The 16953-nt window shown below is 57.2% G+C and carries 9 protein-coding genes; 2 read left to right on the plus strand and 7 right to left on the minus strand.

Annotated features, from left to right (window positions below; genetic code table 11):
* Positions 1-343: 343 nt before the first annotated feature.
* The 5 genes from ACTG2T_RS17215 to manA form a co-directional block, all read right to left on the minus strand.
* Complete coding sequence (locus ACTG2T_RS17215; RefSeq protein WP_330124841.1) at positions 344-2782, minus strand: GH92 family glycosyl hydrolase; 2439 nt, start codon at positions 2780-2782, stop codon at positions 344-346.
* Positions 2783-3088: 306 nt separating this feature from the next.
* Positions 3089-5611, minus strand: a complete 2523-nt coding sequence (locus tag ACTG2T_RS17220; RefSeq protein WP_330124842.1) for a GH92 family glycosyl hydrolase — start codon at positions 5609-5611, stop codon at positions 3089-3091.
* A gap of 62 nt (positions 5612-5673) precedes the next feature.
* Positions 5674-8076, minus strand: coding sequence for a GH92 family glycosyl hydrolase (locus ACTG2T_RS17225; protein ID WP_330124843.1), 2403 nt, complete (start codon positions 8074-8076; stop codon positions 5674-5676).
* A gap of 54 nt (positions 8077-8130) precedes the next feature.
* Positions 8131-10827 carry a GH92 family glycosyl hydrolase gene (locus ACTG2T_RS17230; RefSeq protein ID WP_330124844.1) on the minus strand — a complete coding sequence of 899 codons (2697 nt, stop codon included), beginning with the start codon at positions 10825-10827 and terminating at the stop codon, positions 8131-8133.
* Positions 10828-11466: 639 nt separating this feature from the next.
* Positions 11467-12657 (minus strand): mannose-6-phosphate isomerase, class I, encoded by a 1191-nt coding sequence (gene manA, locus ACTG2T_RS17235; RefSeq protein WP_330124845.1) that lies wholly within the window; start codon positions 12655-12657, stop codon positions 11467-11469.
* Positions 12658-12773: 116 nt separating this feature from the next.
* On the opposite strand from manA, the gene ACTG2T_RS17240 reads away from it, so the two are divergent.
* Together ACTG2T_RS17240 and icd are read left to right on the plus strand one after the other, a co-directional pair.
* On the plus strand, positions 12774-13649 hold the full coding sequence (locus ACTG2T_RS17240; protein ID WP_330124846.1) for an AraC family transcriptional regulator: 876 nt from the start codon (positions 12774-12776) through the stop codon (positions 13647-13649).
* A 156-nt stretch (positions 13650-13805) separates the two neighbouring features.
* The gene (icd, locus tag ACTG2T_RS17245; RefSeq protein WP_019446641.1) at positions 13806-15059 is read left to right on the plus strand and encodes an NADP-dependent isocitrate dehydrogenase; all 1254 of its coding nucleotides are present in this window, start codon (positions 13806-13808) and stop codon (positions 15057-15059) included.
* 72 nt (positions 15060-15131) lie between these two features.
* On the opposite strand, the gene ACTG2T_RS17250 is transcribed toward icd, so the two are convergent.
* Positions 15132-15308 (minus strand): hypothetical protein, encoded by a 177-nt coding sequence (locus ACTG2T_RS17250; RefSeq protein WP_005337712.1) that lies wholly within the window; start codon positions 15306-15308, stop codon positions 15132-15134.
* Positions 15309-15616: 308 nt separating this feature from the next.
* Positions 15617-16948 (minus strand): D-serine ammonia-lyase, encoded by a 1332-nt coding sequence (locus ACTG2T_RS17255; protein WP_330124847.1) that lies wholly within the window; start codon positions 16946-16948, stop codon positions 15617-15619.
* Positions 16949-16953: the final 5 nt, after the last annotated feature.

Here is a 16953-nt window from a genome sequence, read left to right on the forward strand (position 1 = left end):
CTGGATTTTTGTTGCATGGTTTTGCTGGTGTGATCCAGCTCGCAAAGTGTTGATCTTTAACTCAATAGTTGTTTTTGTTTAATTAATGGCAGGATGTGACAGCGGTCAAGGTATGACAGAAAAACCCTTGTAATGGGATTTACAGCCATTTTTTGCGGTTTATTGCCCGATTTAAGGCAGATTTGAGACAAACGGCTTAATGGCTGAACCAGGGCTTCCCACTGGAAAATAAAATGGCCCAGCGCTGATTGGATTTTATCAATCCATCTGGCGTGGGCCGTTGGGTATCACAAAGTGACATTTTCGGGTTGCGTGCTGAATGTCACCTCAACGCTATCGATCGTTACTTTTGTGGCGGGGTATCGCCCATCACGAAGTGGAGGTTGCCCCCCGGTATAAACTCCTTGTGCTCGAAGAAGAGACCATCTTTGAGCGGTTTGCCATTGATGGTGACCGACTGGACATAGCGGTTCTTGGCGCTGTTGTTATCGGCGATGATGGTGAAGGTTCCCCCCTTGACCGGGATGGTCGCTTTGGCAAATAGCGGGCGACCAATGGTGTAGACGGGATCTGCCGCATTCACCTGATAGAAGCCAAGTGCTGACATCACATACCAGGCAGACATAGAGCCCACATCCTCGTTGCCTATGATGCCTGCCGGGGTGTTCGAGTACATGGTGTCGAGGATGTAGTCGACCGTCTCCTGAGTTTTCCAAGGCTCCGATGTCCAGTTGTAGAGGTAGGGGATATGGTGGGAGGGTTCATTCCCGAAGGCCACCTGACCCATCATCCCGGTCATGTCAGCGGTCTCCGACCCCTGACTCTCGGCGGCAAAGGTGGCGTCCAGATTCTGCTTGAAGGCCTCTTCTCCGCCCATCGCGGTTTTCAGACCCTTGATGTCATGGGGCACAAACCAGGTCCACTGCCAGGCGTTGCCCTCGGTATAGTTGCCAGTCTCATGTTCGGTGCCATAGGGATCAAACGGCGTCATGAAGGAGCCATCGATCATCACCGGACGCATGAAACCGGTCACCCCGTACTGGGCGTATTCGGTCGCATTGTGGTCGAAGTAGCGCTGATAGCCGTTAGAACGGGCCAGATAGCGCGCTTCGGCCGCTGGGTTGCCGGCCGCCTTGGCGATCTGGGCGATGGCCCAGTCATAGAAGGCGTTCTCCAGACCGTAGGAGACCGACTCGAGGGTGTAGTCAGCGAAGACGGGCTGACCGTCGATCCGCTGCACTGCCGGGGCAAAGCCGTTCTTTTCGATGTAATCGATGTGGTTGGTCAGGGTCTTGTCCAGCACCGCCTTGTCCCACTCGGTCGCCAGCATGGGGTAGTTGGTATAGGTGGAGGAGTCGATGGCGGCCGTGAGCGCCAGATTTTTCTCCTGCGCAGTGAAGGCATAGGGGTATTTGGTGATGGCATCGGCAATCACCACGACCGCCGGATAGCCCACCATGGTGCCTGTCTCATCCCCCAGATGCTCCCACTTGGGCAGCAGGCCGCTCTCCAGATACTTCTGGATCAGGTTCTTGGCATATTGCACGGCGCGGGTAGGTTCGGTGATGGTTTTGAGCGGGTGCAGCGCTCGCTGGGTGTCCCACAGTGAGTAGACCGAGAAGTTGGGCTGAGCTTCGCTTGCTTGGCCATAGTGGATGGAGTAGCTGCCTTCCCCCTTGGCCTGCGCCCCTTTGCCCATGCCGCGGTAGTTGCCATCCACATCCTGATGGACGATGGGGGCGATCTTGGTGTGGTAGAGGGCGGTGTAGAAGATCTCGTTTTGCTCCTTGCTGCCCCCCTCGATGGTGAAATTGAGAGCGTTGGCCCACTTCTCGCGGGCGTTGGCGCGGGCCTCGTCAAACGAAACATCCCCTTCGGCCTGGTAGTTGTTCCGTGCGCCGATGGCATCGACTGCCGAGAGGGCGACTTTGGCGTTCAGTTGGGCGGAACCGCCCTCTTCAAATTCGACGTAGGCGGTGACATCCGCTTTGGATTTGGCCTTGTGCTCGGCGCTCAAGCCCTCTACCGGCACACCACCAGCGAGGAGGTAGACCCCTTTGATCTTCTTGTCGAAGGTCGCATAGAAGAAGATCTTCTGGTTTTTTGCCCAGCCTGAGAAGTGGGTGGCATCCCGCTCGCCGGTGATGGTGTAGCCATCTTCGCTGACGGTGAGCTTGTTGCGAAGCGAACTTGAGCCCCAGTCGCTGTTGAGGATCGAGTTCAAGTCGATCTTCAACCGTTGGGGTTGGCCCTGCGGATAGGTGTAGCGGTGAAAGCCCACCCGCTCGGAGGCGGTCAACTCTGCCTTAATGCCATTTTCGGCGATGCGGACCGCATAGTAGCCAGGCTCGGCCTGCTCGGATTTTTTGTCCATTTTGACCGAGATGGCCTTGCGGTAATCATTGTTCGGCTCGATGTATTTGGCCTTATCTTCGGTAAAGGGCAGGAACAGAATATCCCCGAGCCCCCCCATGCCGGTGCCGGAGAGATGGGTGTGGGAAAAACCGAACAGGGTGTCTTTGTCGAAGTGATAGCCGGAGGAGGAGTGCCACCCTATCAGTTCGGTATCCGGCGAGAGTTGCACCATGCCTTCCGGTACCACGGGGCCGGGAAAAGTGTGACCGTTAAAGCCAGTGCCAACAAATGGATTCACGTATTGCAACACATTGGTTGGCGTTGGCTTTTGATCGTCGTTATCGGTGTTGCTGTTATCTGAATCGCAGCCGGATAACATGGCCAGGGTGCTGGTCAGGGTAATGGCCAGAATATTTTTCTTGAACATATAGAACGGCTCCATCGGGTAGGGGGTGAGCAGTCAGAATTTATTTTTTGATGCCGGAGTGGTGCCTGCGCAATATCAAGGAGCGGCGCTGTCAATCCCGGCGAGCGCTATTATTCCCATGGCTCCTGTTTCATCGACAGAGTAAAAAAGTGTCATTCACTAGACTTTTGTGACAAGGCTGTCTGTTTGTGATCCGCGTATCATGTGATGCAGCACATCATATTTTTTGAGTGTTTTTGTGAATCGACCAAAAAAGAGGCCCAAAGGAAGCTTTGGGCCTAAACATATATTGGCAAAGAATGATGATTATTTATTATCTGAGTGGGTCGGTTTTTGCGCCGTCATGATAAATTTCAACTCACCACCTGCCCGAATATCGCTGTGGTTGAATGTCAGGTTTTCCCCCAACGGTTTGCCATTGATGGTGACCGATTCCACATAGATATTTTGGGGGCCATTGTTTTCGGCGCTCACGGTGAATTTCCCGCCATCGATATCCATGGTCACCTTGTCAAACAGCGGCCGACCTATGGTGTAGATCGGGAGCCCCGGCGTGACCTGATAGAAGCCCAGCGCACTCATGATGTACCAGGCGGACATTTGCCCCACGTCCTCATTGCCAATCAGCCCGGTGGTGGTTGGGTGGAAGAAGTTGCGCACCGCCTGATCCACATACTCCTGGGTTTTCCACGGCTCTTTGGTCCAGTTATAGAGATAGGGAACATGGTGATCCGGTTCGTTCCCCATCACGAACTGCCCGAGATAGCCGGTCATATCCCCCTGCGAGGTATCGGCGTTGGAGTTGGCGGTGAAGAGGGCATCCAGATTCTTCCTGAATTTCTCCTCGCCACCCATTACCTCTTTGAGCCCCTCGATATCGTGGGGAACAAACCAGCTCCACTGCCAGGTGTTGCCTTCGGTAAAGTCCTGCCCCCGGTGCTCGGCACGATAGGGCCAGAAGGTGTCATAACGGCTGCTGTCGTTGATGTCGCAACCTGGTGGTGGCGTGACCGGGTTGCCGTTTTTATCGATGGCGCAGGAGGGGTAGTTGTTGACCCAGCTGCCATCGTAATTTTTGGGGCGCATAAAGCCGGTCGCGCCATATTTGCCATATTCCGTTGGGTTGTAGTCAAAATAGGCGCGCCAGGTGGTGGCCCGGGTCAGATAGCGGTTCTCGGCAGACTTGTCGCCCGCCAGGCGGGCCAGCTGGGCGATACACCAGTCGTAGTAGGCATTCTCGACGCCGTACGAGACGGACTCGTTGACCAGCTCATCGTACTTGTCCTGGGCCATGCCGCCCTCTTCGGGCTTGAGTTTGACGTTGGCGGGGACATAGCCGTGCTGCTCGGCATACTGGCCGTGACGGGTCATCACGGTGAAGCGCTTGTCGCCGTTCCAGGGATCCTGATAGGGCACCCAGCTTTTGGTCAGAGCGAGGTCAAAGTTGGCGGAGACGTTGGCTGCCTGCAGCGCCAGCTTTATCTCTTCTGGCGAAAACTCACCCGGGTATTTGACGATGACGTCGGCGATGATGGAGACCGCCGGATAGCCGACCATCTCGCCGGTATAGTCGGAGTGCAGCTCCCACTTGGGCATGATACCGCCGGTGTTATATTTGTTGAGCAGGTCGTGCACATAGTCGATGGCGCGCTCTTTTTCGATGATGGTCTTCAGCGGGTGGGCGGCGCGGAAGGTGTCCCACATGGAGTAGACCGAGTAGTTGGTAAAACCCGGCTTGGCCTGATGCACCTTGCCATCCATCCCGCGATAGTGGCCATCCACATCCTGATAGACGAAGGGGGCTATGTAGGTGCGATAGAGCGAGGTATAAAACATCGTCTTGTCAGCATCGCTGCCACCTTCCAGGGTGAATTTATTGAGTACTTTCGCCCATGCCTGTTTGCTCTCCTGCACCACCTGATCGAAGCGATAGCCATGTTCATCGGCGCGCAGGTTGGCCATGGCCCCCTCAATGCCGGTGCCCGAGATCGCCATCTTCATGGTGATGGGCTGATCCCCTTTGGCAAAGTTGAGCTGGGTCACCACATCCCGCACCCGGGGTCTGGTTTCGCCATACCCGATGTAATCGGCCAGCCCCACCTCGGTGTCGCTGCTCAGTTTGCCATCGACATAGAGGGTCTGCTCCACGAAGGGTTCGGAAAATTCGGCGTAGAAAAAGACCGTTTGCCACTGTCCCCACTCGTTGCTGGTTCTGGCCCCGGCGATGGCGTTGTCGCTCACCCGCTTGAAGTAAATGTTGCGGGAGTGGTTACCGTACTGCTCCAGCAGCTCGTGCTGCAGATCGAGCTGGACTTTGCGATCTTCGCCCGCCGGATAGCTGTAACGGTGGAAGGCGACCCGCTGGGTGGCGGTGAGTTCGGCCTTGATGCCGGTCTCCACCAGATCGGCTTTGTAATAGCCTACCTCCGACTGTTCGCTCGGCTTGTTGATGGTGACCGGGTCGGTATTGCTGCCGGTGAAGGGCAAGAAGGCGAAATCATTGAGATCCCCCTTGCCAGCCCCCGAGATATGGGTGCTGCTGAAGCCGGAAAGCTTGGCCAGATGGTGGTGGTAGTCGGAAGGGGAGCCCTTGCCATTCCAGTTGGCCGGGTTCCAGTTATCCGGGCCCGGCTGGATCATCCCTTCCGGCATGACGGGGGCCGGATTGACATTGCCCAGCCCATCGGTGCCGATCAGGGGATCGACATATTGCAGCACCTGCAAGGGGTTGTCGGGGCGCGCATCGTCGGTGGTGTCATCGTTTGCGTTGCAGCCATAAAGACCAAGCAGGGCGGTCACCATGATGGCCAGCTTGTGGGGTTTGAACATCTGTTGCTCCTGAATACCGGATATGAACACGCGGCAAGCCGGGTGGCTTGCCGCGGGTGGCGTTACGGGGTTGGTTTCTGGTTGGTCATCACAAAACGCAGTTCACCACCGGGACGGATCTCGCTGTGGGCGAAGGTGTTGTACTGGTTGAGTGGCTTGCCATTGATGGTGACCTCTTTGACATAGAGGTTGTCCGGACCATTGTTCTGCGCCACCACCTTGAACTGACCGTTGGGCAGGTTGATGGTGACCTTGTCAAAGATGGGACGACCGATGGTGTAGGTCGGGTCGCCCGGGGAGATTTGATAAAAGCCCATGGCGCTCATGATGTACCAGGCCGACATCTGCCCGACGTCTTCATTGCCGATCAGGCCATCCGGGCTGTTTTTGTAGAACTCCTTGTAGACCCGGTCGAGGTACTCCTGCGCTTTCCAGGGCTGGGCGGTGCGGTTGTAGAGATAGATGACGTGGTGGGAGGGCTCGTTACCGTGGATGTACTGCCCGATGTACCCCGTCATGTCCTGATGTGCTTCGCCCCCGTTGGGGTCGGCGTTGAACAGGTTGTTAAGCTTGTCGTTGAGCCCCTGCTGGCCGCCCATGATCTCGGTCAGCTTGTCGAGATCCTGCATGAAGGACCACTGCCACTGCCAGGCGTTGCCCTCGGTGTAGTAGAAGGCATCCGACTTGTAGGGATCGAAATCGGCCGCCGCGTATTTCAGGGCGCACGGATCACCGTTTTTCAGCTCGGTCGGCACGAAGAAGCCCTTGCCATCGGCATTGCCAGCCTGGGGATCCCAATGCTTGAGGGAGTTGTAGGAGCGCGCCTTGAACTCTTGATAGGTGGTCATGTCCCCCGCGGCTTTCGCCATCTCGGCGATGGTCCAGTCGTAGAAAGAGAACTCCAGCGAGTAGGAGACCGAGTTCCAGTTGGGATAACGGACGCACTGCTCTTTCTCGTGATAGCTGAGCTGACCGGCCATCAGCGAGCTCAGAATGTCGTCATGGATCTGCGGGTAATCGGCAGGCCGGTAGTGTGCCGATTTGACCGAGGCTTGCAGCGCCTCTTGCGCATCGATCAGCCCCTTGGTCACCGCATCGGCAAGGATGGCCGCCGAGGGGTAGCCGATCATGGTGCCGGTTTCCGAGCCGTGGCCTTCCCACTTGGGCAGCAGGCCGAACTCCACGTTGGATTTGCGGATCAAATCCTTGGCGTAGAGGGTCGCCTGCGGCGGGTCCATGATGGTCCACATGGGGTGAACGGCGCGGAAGGTATCCCAGGTCGAGTAGATGGAGTAGTTGGGGGTATCGCCAGGTTGCAGGGTGCGCAGGGTGCCCTGCATATCAAGATACTTGCCATCCACGTCGAAGAGCTCAATGGGGGCGATCATCATGTGGTAGAGGGCGGTGTAGAAGTTGGTCTTCTCGGTCTGCGTGCCGCCCTCTGCGCGGATCTTGGTCAGCTTGTCGGCCCAGGCATATTCGGCCTCGGCTTTCACCTTGGCAAAGTCAAAGGTGGGGGCTTCGGCCTCCAGATTTTTCTGCGCCCCTTGCCAGCTCACTGCCGAGATGCCGACCCGGATCTCGAGCGGTTGGTCACCCTGGCCAAAATTGAGGTAGGCGGTCAGGTCATCCCCTTGATAGACGCTGTTGGGGCGCATCTCCCGGGTCGGCATCTTGTCCTGCTCGCCCAGCATGGCCTTGGCCACTGGCTGGCTGAATTTGGCGTAGAAGAAGATGTTCTGGCCCTGATGGTTCTGGCCCTGGAACCAGCCAGTGGAGGTTTTGCGGCCGCGAAGGGTGTACTCATCCACCACTTCGATTTTGTTTTTGAGCGACTGGCCGTTGTTGTTCAGCAGGGTGTGGCCCAGATCGAATTTCACATTGCGATCCGCCCCCTTGGCAAAGGTGTATTTGTGCAAACCGACCCGTTTGGTGGTGGTCAGCTCAACCTCAATCCCCCCTTTGTTCAGCCTGGTTTTGTAATAACCGGCGCTGGCTTGCTCGTTGGTTTTGTCAAAGGCGTTTATCTGGGCATCGGCCATCTCGGCGTAGGGCAGTACCAGAATGTCGCCCAGATCGGTGGCACCGGTGCCGGAGAGATGGGTATGGGAGAAGCCGTAGAGCGGGACATCGGTCGCGACGATCTCGCCCGTGAGGTAATTGGAGGAGTCCCAGTAGCCGGAGGCTGAGTGCCATGGGTTGAGCCCGCTCTCATGATCGGTGTTGGAGCCAATAAAGGTATCCGGCGAGAGCTGCACCATGCCGGCAGGGCGGGTGGCACCGGGGAAGGTGTGGCCGGAGGCGGCGGTACCTATCATGGGATTGACATAGTTGAGCACTGACAGGTCGACAATCGGGGTAACGGGGATCTCGATCGAGGTTGACTCTTCCTCGTCAGTACAGCCGGCGATACCGCCAGTCAGGCCGACAATAACGGCAAGGGAGATGAAGTTGCGCTTGAACATGGGCATTCCATTTATTGAGTGATGAGGGGGGAGGGAACCCTCCCCCGAAGGTGATTAACGGGAACCGGCAGGCAGGTCGCCTTCGTGCAGGAAGGTGCCGATACCTTGCGCAGGCGGCAGATCTTCCGGCTGGCTGGCCCAGTTCTGGTTGGGGCTATCGCCCATGACGAATTCAAGCTTGCCACCACTCAGAATTTCCTCGTGGGTGAGGTAGCTGCGATTGAACTCGCTGCCATTGAGTCGCGCGGACTGGATGTAGATGTTGTCGCGGCTGACGTTCTGGGCCGTGACGGTGAACTGCTTGCCAGCCCCCACATCGAGCGAGGCGGTGTCGAACATGGGGGTGCCAATCTCGTAGATGCCGGAGGAGGCATTGACCGGGAAGAAGCCCAACGCCCGGAACACGAACCAGGCAGAAAGGGTGCCAAAGTCATCGTTACCACAGATACCGTCAGGGGTGTTTTTGTAGCAGACGTTGGTGGCTGCCGCGATGGCCGCTTGTCCCTTCCAGGGTTGCCCTACGTAGTTGTAGAGGTAGGGAACATGGATATCCGGCTCGTTGCCCTGCACATGCTGACCCACGTTACCGGTGTTGAACACCGGGAACTGGTTGTCGCCAGCGTTGCGATCCGGGTAGGTGGTCCAATACTCGTCCAGCCGCTTGGCAAACAGTTCGCCCCGTTTGGCCTGAGGATTCCGGGTCTGATCGAAACGTGTCATCAGGTCGACCAGACCGTGGATGTCATGCTGCACGCTGAAGGCGTATTGCCAGCCGTTGGACTCGGCGAATGACCAGTTAAACATGTCCGGGCGCCAATCCTTGCCCACTGCCCGCCCGGTTTTCGGGTCGACCCAGCCCGCATCGATGAACTTGCCATCGTAGTCGCGGGCCTTGAACCACCCCTTGTACTGCTTGCCACCAAAGTCAAATTGCGCCTGCCAGTTCTTGGATCGATCGGCAAACTCCTGATAGCGGGGGTCACTTTCGCCAAACACCGCCTTGATCGATTGGGCGATCGCCCAGTCATCCATGGAGTACTCCAGCGAGTAGGAGGAGGTCCAGGCATCCTTGAAGGGGGAGTGTGATTCCCAGTCATTGGTCGGCGGCGTGTCGTGCAACTGGGCAGGCACATAGCCCTGCTGTTCGTACTCCTTGATCCAGGCGACCCCCTGGCTGGTGGATGCGCGGGCATCGGTGATCATGGCGGTCACCAGTCGCTCCTTGATCTCCTGACGTTCTGTATCGCTGAAGCCCAGGGCGATCATCCGTCTGTCCAGCGAGCCTTTGGAGAGCACATCGTGGATCACCGGGGTGGAGTGCATACCCATCATCATGCCGGTCTCGTTACCCTTGAAGGTCCACTCCGGCAATCTGCCCTTGCGCAGGTTGCCCAGATCGTCCATCCACTCCTCTTCGGCGTAAGAGAGCATGGAGAGCACCACATCGGCGAGGCGATCCGGCTCCAGTAGTGACGAGAGGGGTTGTACTGCGCGGTAGGTGTCCCACAGGGAGAAGGTGTCATAACGGGTAAAGTCCGCTTTGCCATCCCGGTTGGCATCGGCGGTGCGAACCGACTCCTTGAGGGTATCGATCTGCTCGCCCCACGGTGTGTTGCCATCCGGATAGGCGTTGCGCCCCTGATGCACCTGGCGGTAGCGTCCGTCCAGATCAGAGTGAATGGTCTGGCCCAGATAGGTGTGGTAGAGCGCGGTATAGAATGTCTGTTTGTACTCCTCATCCCCACTGACCCGGATCTTGCCCAGCTCCTTTTCCCATTTATGGGTCGCAGCCTGCCGGACATCGTCAAACGACATATTGACCACTTCGGTCATGTTGAGTGAGGCGCCAGCGTTGCCATCCCGGCCGATCTCGACGTTGGAGAGGGCTACCTTGGCCTCGACGACCAAGCCCGCCGCCGCGGTATCAAATTCCACATAGGCACGCGCGTACTGATATTTGCCACGGGTCTCGTTGCCGATCTCGGTGGTGCCTTCCGGCAGGTCCAGATAGCGGTTTTGGTCTTTGTCAAAGTAGGCGAAGCGGATGTTTTTGATGGGCTGGTCGAACTCCATCACGAAGAACTCTTTCTGGCTGGGGGCCCAGCCGTCAGAGAAGCGATGGCCCTCGATCCGGTTGTGGGTTTTGTCCCATTTCAGATAGGAGTCGGAGGTGTAGTCCCAGTTGACCTTGAAGCCGAGGTTGACCACGATTTCCGATTTTTTATCTTGCGGGAAGGTGTAGCGATGAACACCCACTCGATCCGATGCGGTCAGCTCGGCCTTGATCCCGTAATCCTTCAGATTGACCTTGTAGTAGCCCGCCGTTGCCTCTTCATCCTTGTGGCTGTAGCGGGAGGCCTCCAGATTCAGTGAGGCCGACCCCTCGTTCATCATGAAATTGGAGCGTGAGTTGATCGGCATCACCAGAATATCGTTGAGATCTCCAGCTCCGGCCCCCGAGAGGTGAGTGTGGGAAAACCCGGCGAGGCGGTTGTCGTGGTAGAAATAGCCGGAGATATATTCCCAGCCATTGGCCCCATTATTGGGCGACAGTTGCACCATGCCATGCGGGGTAGTGGCACCAGGATAGGTGTTGCCCAAATTACCTGTGCCGATGAACGGATTGACGTAACGGGAGACGTTAGTCTCTTTATTGTTATCGACAACGGTATCCGAGTCATTTTGACAACCGGATATACCAACCAGGCCAGCCAGTACGGCACACGCGAGCAGGGAACGTTTCAGTTTCATATTTGTCGCCACAGGTTAATGAAAGTAGGGTATCGAACGTATCAAAACAGGTAATGCAGAACGCCGGGCCAGCCAATGAATATCTGCCGGATGAGAGAGCCATCTGCATGTATTACCCCGACTGTCACTGGATATAGAGGGTGTCGGGGGGAATATCAGCCAGATAAAATGGATCGTGAAAACAATCTGGCCATACAGGCGGAAAAATAAATGCGCAGGAAAATAACAGGCACCCATAGCCTGATTTAAAAAATCGCCCCTTACACTTATGAAATAAGTGGCTGAGCTGTGTTACATCTGGAATATATAAATGCTCTTAAATGTTTTTCCTGCTGCCTGTAAATTAACGGTTTCTATTATTTCGTTGATTAATATCCTGGGACAGAGGAAAAAAATGGCATTAACTGGATTTTTATGACGTGTGGGGAAGGGTGTGACCTGGCTCGCATAACCGCAGGGTGGCGTGACCAGGGAGGATAAATGACATTAATCATTATAAGTCAACGTGTTATTCTTCGACGTTGAGTTAAATGACCGATTTTGTGAGTCGTACCGGGCTCCACATGGTCAGATGAGCTGAAAAAAAGGGCCCTGCAGGGCCCTTTGAACAGAGGGTGATGAGTCGATGGCCCACCAGGATCAGCGGTTGCTGGCGCGGGCAAAACGCCCTTCAGCCGTCACGCGATAATCGCCGGTGCTGGCGGGTACAAATGCAGATTGCCCTATGGTCAGTGTCAGACGCTCGCCATCCTGGCCAATGAGGGTGATGGGCCCATCGATGGCGAACAGGATCTCGGCATTGCCGGTGGTGAGGGCATATTCGCCTGCGCCATATACGCTGAAGGTGAAGTCCGGTACCGGCACGTCGAAGTGCTGTACTGTGCCTTCCATGCGAGGGGTGAGCAGGATCTGGTCGTCCGGTTTGGCGACACAGCGGGTGCAGGCCAGCAGCTCCGGCACATCCATGTATTTGGGGGTCAGACCGGCACGCAGCACGTTGTCCGAGTTGGCCATGATCTCCAGGCCAGTGCCGTGGATGTAGGCGTGGGGGGTCTGGGCATCGAGGAACATCGCCTGACCCGGCTCAAGTGTTACCACGTTGAGCAGCAACGGCGAGAAGAGCCCCACATCCCCCGGGTACTGGTTGGCCAGCTTGCTGATGGTGGCGAAAGTCTCTTCATCCTGATGGGCGGCGGCATAGGCCAGCAGGCCAGCCAGCGCCTCGTCCTTGCGATCACCGCTGAGGATCAGCAACTGGTGGAAGAAGTGCTGCAGGCCAGCTTCATCCTGTGACTGGCGAAGCGCCGCGGTCAGGTCGACCAGTGCGGGCAGCGCCATGCGATCGAACAGGGCCAGGATGGCCGGGATGGCGCGAAAGCCGTTCATCGCCTGATAGCGGGTGAGGGCAAAGACCAGCTCCGGCTTGTGGTTCGGATCCTTGTAGTTGCGGTTGCTCGCCTTGATATCGATGCCCGCGGCCTCTTCTTTGGCAAAACCGGCTTCGGCCTGTGCCTTGCTCGGGTGTACCTGAATGGAGAGGGCTTGCTCGGCGCAGAGCACCTTGAACAAGAAGGGGAGTGAGCCGAAACGAGCCTGGGTAGCTTCGCCCAACATGGCGACGGGGTTGGCGTCAATCAGGCTGGAAAGCTTCACGGTCTCGCCTGCCAGGGTTACTTCGGAGCAGCCATTGGGGTGAGCGCCCATCCACAGTTCAGCTTGTGGTTTGCCTTCGGGATTTTTGATGCCAAACAGCGTGGTCAGGGAGTCACGACTGCCCCAGACATAATCCTGGATCGGGTTGCACATTAGAAAAAACGGCGGGTAGCTCATGGATGGCTCCTTGTATCAGAACGATTTTTTGGGAATTTCAGTCTGGCGCGGACTATAGCATGGCAGGGGCAGCGCACCGCAATCGGTTGCTCTCTGCATCTTGATCAGGATCATTCATGAGTATCATCTTTACCCAGCTGTTGGACGGCTTTCTAAGTGAGGGGGGAGGCTTTGAGAAGGTGTTGTTTGCCTCTGACAAAGGGGTGCCTCCCTGCTTCAGTTATCAGGTCAATTTTCCGCGTCTCGAGCTGGTATTCAGTGGCCACTATCTCAACCAGATTTGGTCCCCGGAAGGGGATGTGCAGTCGGTACAGATGGGGCCGCGGGAGGCGATGTACATTCCCTCCAACGGCTGGAACAAGCCGGATTGGGACAATGACTGTTCCGTGCTCAGCCTGTTGTTCGGCAAGCGTCAGATAGGGTTCAGTCTGGTGAGCAAGCACAAGGGAGACACCGGCTTCTTCGATGTGCAGAAGCACAGTATTCAGGCCGGTGCCGGACGGGCGCTCGATCATATACTGCTCTCCCTCAACACTCTTGCGCAGGAGCCGATAAGGGCACCGATGGACAATCACCTGCTGCAGGCGCTGCTCAGTTACTCACGGCAGTTGCTGGTGGAGTCGGAGAGCGGTCGTCCTCGTGGCTCCGATCTTTTTCACGGCATCTGCATCTACATTCAGGAAAATTTCCACCGCCCCATCAGTCGCGAATGCATCGCCGCCCGCTTCAATCTCTCCCCCAGCCATCTCTCACGCCTGTTCCGCCAGCAGGGGCACATGCGGCTAGCGGACTACATCAGCTGGGTGCGGCTGGAGCGGGCCAAGTTCATGCTGAAAAAGTATCGCTTCCGTCTCGAAGAGGTCGCCAATCGCTGCGGGTTTACCGACGTGAACTACTTCTGCCGGGTGTTCAAACAGAAGACCGGCTTGACCCCTTCCCAGTACCGTTCCCTGAGTCAGCCGCAAGCGGCGGCCAGCGAGCTGGAGGGATAACGGGGCTGGGTCGAGAAGGCGTGGTGACGGCGCACTGGTGGGTGGCTACCTCTTTGGTCTGACATGCTTTCTTGTCGTTTTATTATGAAAATGAATGGGCTAAGATGGCCGCGCGCAACAAACAAGTTGATAACAAACGGAAGTTAGGAGATGCCGATGGAAAGCAAAGTAGTAATCCCGACCCAGGGTCAGAAAATCACAGTCGATGCCAACGGCAAGCTGCAGGTTCCCAACCATCCGATCATTCCGTTTATCGAAGGGGATGGCATCGGTGTTGACGTAACCCCGGCCATGTTGAATGTGGTGAATGCTGCGGTCGAGAAAGCCTACAAGGGCGAGCGCAAGATCGCCTGGATGGAGATCTATACCGGCGAGAAATCGACTCATGTTTATGGTGAAGGTGCTTGGCTGCCGGCCGAAACCCTGGATTTCATTCGCGAGTACTGCGTGGCCATCAAGGGCCCGCTGACCACGCCGGTCGGTGGCGGTATTCGCTCCCTCAACGTAGCCCTGCGTCAGGAGCTGGATCTCTACATCTGCCTGCGCCCGGTGCGTTACTACGACGGCACCCCGAGCCCGGTCAAGCGTCCTGATCTGACCGACATGGTGATCTTCCGCGAGAACGCCGAAGATATCTACGCCGGTATCGAGTGGAAGGCCGACAGCGTTGAAGCGAACAAGGTGATCGCCTTCCTGCAAAACGAAATGGGCGTGAAGAAAATTCGCTTCCCCGAGTCCTGCGGGATCGGCATCAAGCCGATGTCCAAAGCCGGTACCGAGCGTCTGGTGCGTGCCGCTATCGAGTATGCCATCGACAACGATCGCGACTCCGTGACTCTGGTGCACAAGGGCAACATCATGAAGTTCACCGAAGGTGCCTTCAAGGATTGGGGTTATGCTCTGGCCCAGAACGAGTACGGTGCCCAGCTGATTGACGGCGGCCCCTGGTGCTCCTTCAAGAACCCGAAAACCGGCAAGACCATCGTCATCAAGGATGTCATCGCCGATGCCTTCTTGCAGCAGATCCTGCTGCGCCCGGCCGAGTATGACGTCATCGCCTGTATGAACCTCAACGGCGACTACATCTCCGACGCGCTGGCCGCTCAGGTAGGCGGTATCGGTATCGCGCCGGGTGCCAACATCGGTGACGGCGTGGCCCTGTTCGAAGCGACCCACGGTACTGCACCGAAGTATGCCGGTCAGGACAAGGTCAACCCGGGCTCCCTGATCCTCTCCGCCGAGATGATGCTTCGCCACATGGGTTGGGTCGAAGCGGCCGATCTCATCATCAAGGGCATGGAAGCGGCGATCCGCAACAAGACCGTCACCTATGACTTCGAGCGTCTGATGGAAGGGGCCACCCTGCGCTCCTGCTCCCAGTTTGCTCAGGACATGATCGACCAGATGTAATCTGCTGCTTGCCAGAAACGCAAAACCGGCGCCATGTGCGCCGGTTTTTTTATCGCGAAAGAGTGTAGGGGCTTATTGCGCCTGCTCTACGTGTTGCTGATAGCGTTGCTGCCATTTGCTGGTTTCTGCTTCATCGCCCTGAGCCTTCCAGAAGGCGCAGATGGTGTTGGCAAGTTCCGAAGCCATCGCGTGATCTCCGTCACGTCGACTCATCAGATAATCTCCCAGCCAGCTTTGATATTGTTTCATTACCCGATCTCCTTATCTCATGTGCCCTTGAGGGTGCTCACCTTGACGGGAGCCTGTCGGCTCATCCTGGGGGGAACATCATCAGGCATGATGGTGCAAAGTCACGACCCGGGCAGAGAGCCCGATGGGCAATCTGGCGACGAACGTGACGCGAGATGTCAAAAAATGAGCGCCATTTTAGCACAAACTGAGCAACTTGGGGGAATTGTCGCCATGGATTGCGACAGAACAGCCCCATCCCCTTGTTCCCAAAACAGAAAACCCGCCGTGATGGCGGGTTGATTTGCAGATAAATGTGGCAAAACAGCCTAGATCTTGGCGCTGGCCAGGTACTTTGCCATCTCTTCGGCGGGCACCATGCCACCGCCGGTGGCCCACACCAGATGGGTGGCCTGTGCCATGGTTGCGGCATCGAAACCGCGCCCGGTGAGCCACTCTGGATTGGCAGCCACCCGCCACGGGCCAGCCATACCAGCCAGAGCGGAGGGCTCGAGTGTGATCTGCTCATCGCGCGCCAGCAGTCCCAGCAGGTCATACATCTCCTGATCGCTCAGGGTGTAGAAGCCATCGAGCAGTCGTTCCATGGCGCGGCCGACGAAGCCGGAGGCGCGACCTACCGCGAGGCCGTCGGCTGCGGTGAGGTTATCGATGCCCAGATCCTGCACCGCAATGGCATCGTGCAATCCGGTGTGGACCCCCAGCAACATGCAGGGGGAGTGAGTGGGCTCGGCGAAGAAGCAGTGGACGTTATCCCCGAACGCGAGCTTGAGACCTAAGGCCACGCCGCCCGGGCCACCGCCTACGCCACAGGGCAGGTAGACGAACAGCGGGTGGTCGGCATCCACCTTGATACCCATCTGGTCGAACTGCTTTTTCACCCGCTCGCCCGCTACCGAGTAGCCGAGGAACAGGGTGCGGGAGTTCTCGTCGTCGATAAAGAAGCAGTTGGGATCGCGCTCGGCCTCTTTGCGCCCCTGTTCCACCGCCACCCCGTAATCTTCGGCATATTCGACCACGATGGCGCCGTGTTCGCGCAGCTTGCGCTTCTTCCACTCCCGCGCATCGGCTGACATGTGGACGGTGACGGTAAAGCCGAGCTTGGCGCTCATGATGCCGATGGACATGCCAAGGTTGCCGGTGGAGCCCACTGCGATGCTGTACTGGCTGAAGAACTGGCGAAACTCGTCGCTGAACAGTTTGCGGTACTCATCCTCTTCGCACAGCAGACCAGCCTTGATCGCCAACTGTTCGGCGTGAGTCAGCACCTCGTAGATACCGCCTCGCGCCTTGATGGAGCCGGAGATGGGCAGGTGGCTATCTTTTTTGAGCAGCAGTCGACCGGTGACCTCAACCCCGTAGCGCCGGTTGAGCGTAGCCTGCATCGCCGGAATGGCGGCGATCTCGGACTCCAGGATGCCGTTGCTGGCGCGGGTCTCGGGGAAGGCCTCGCACATGTAGGGGGCAAAGCGGGCCAGCCGAGCGGAAGCGTCTGCCACATTGTTGTTATCGAGCCCCACATAGGGCAGACCGGCAGCCAGAGTGGTGGTGTTGGGGTTGAACCAGTTGACTGGCTCAAGCGCGATCAGGGATTGCACCAGTGGAAATTGCGCTGTGAGCTGTTGTACGTCGATGTTTTTCATAGTGT

This window comes from Aeromonas sp. 75A (genome assembly GCF_051919425.1).
Taxonomy (GTDB): domain Bacteria; phylum Pseudomonadota; class Gammaproteobacteria; order Enterobacterales; family Aeromonadaceae; genus Aeromonas; species Aeromonas veronii.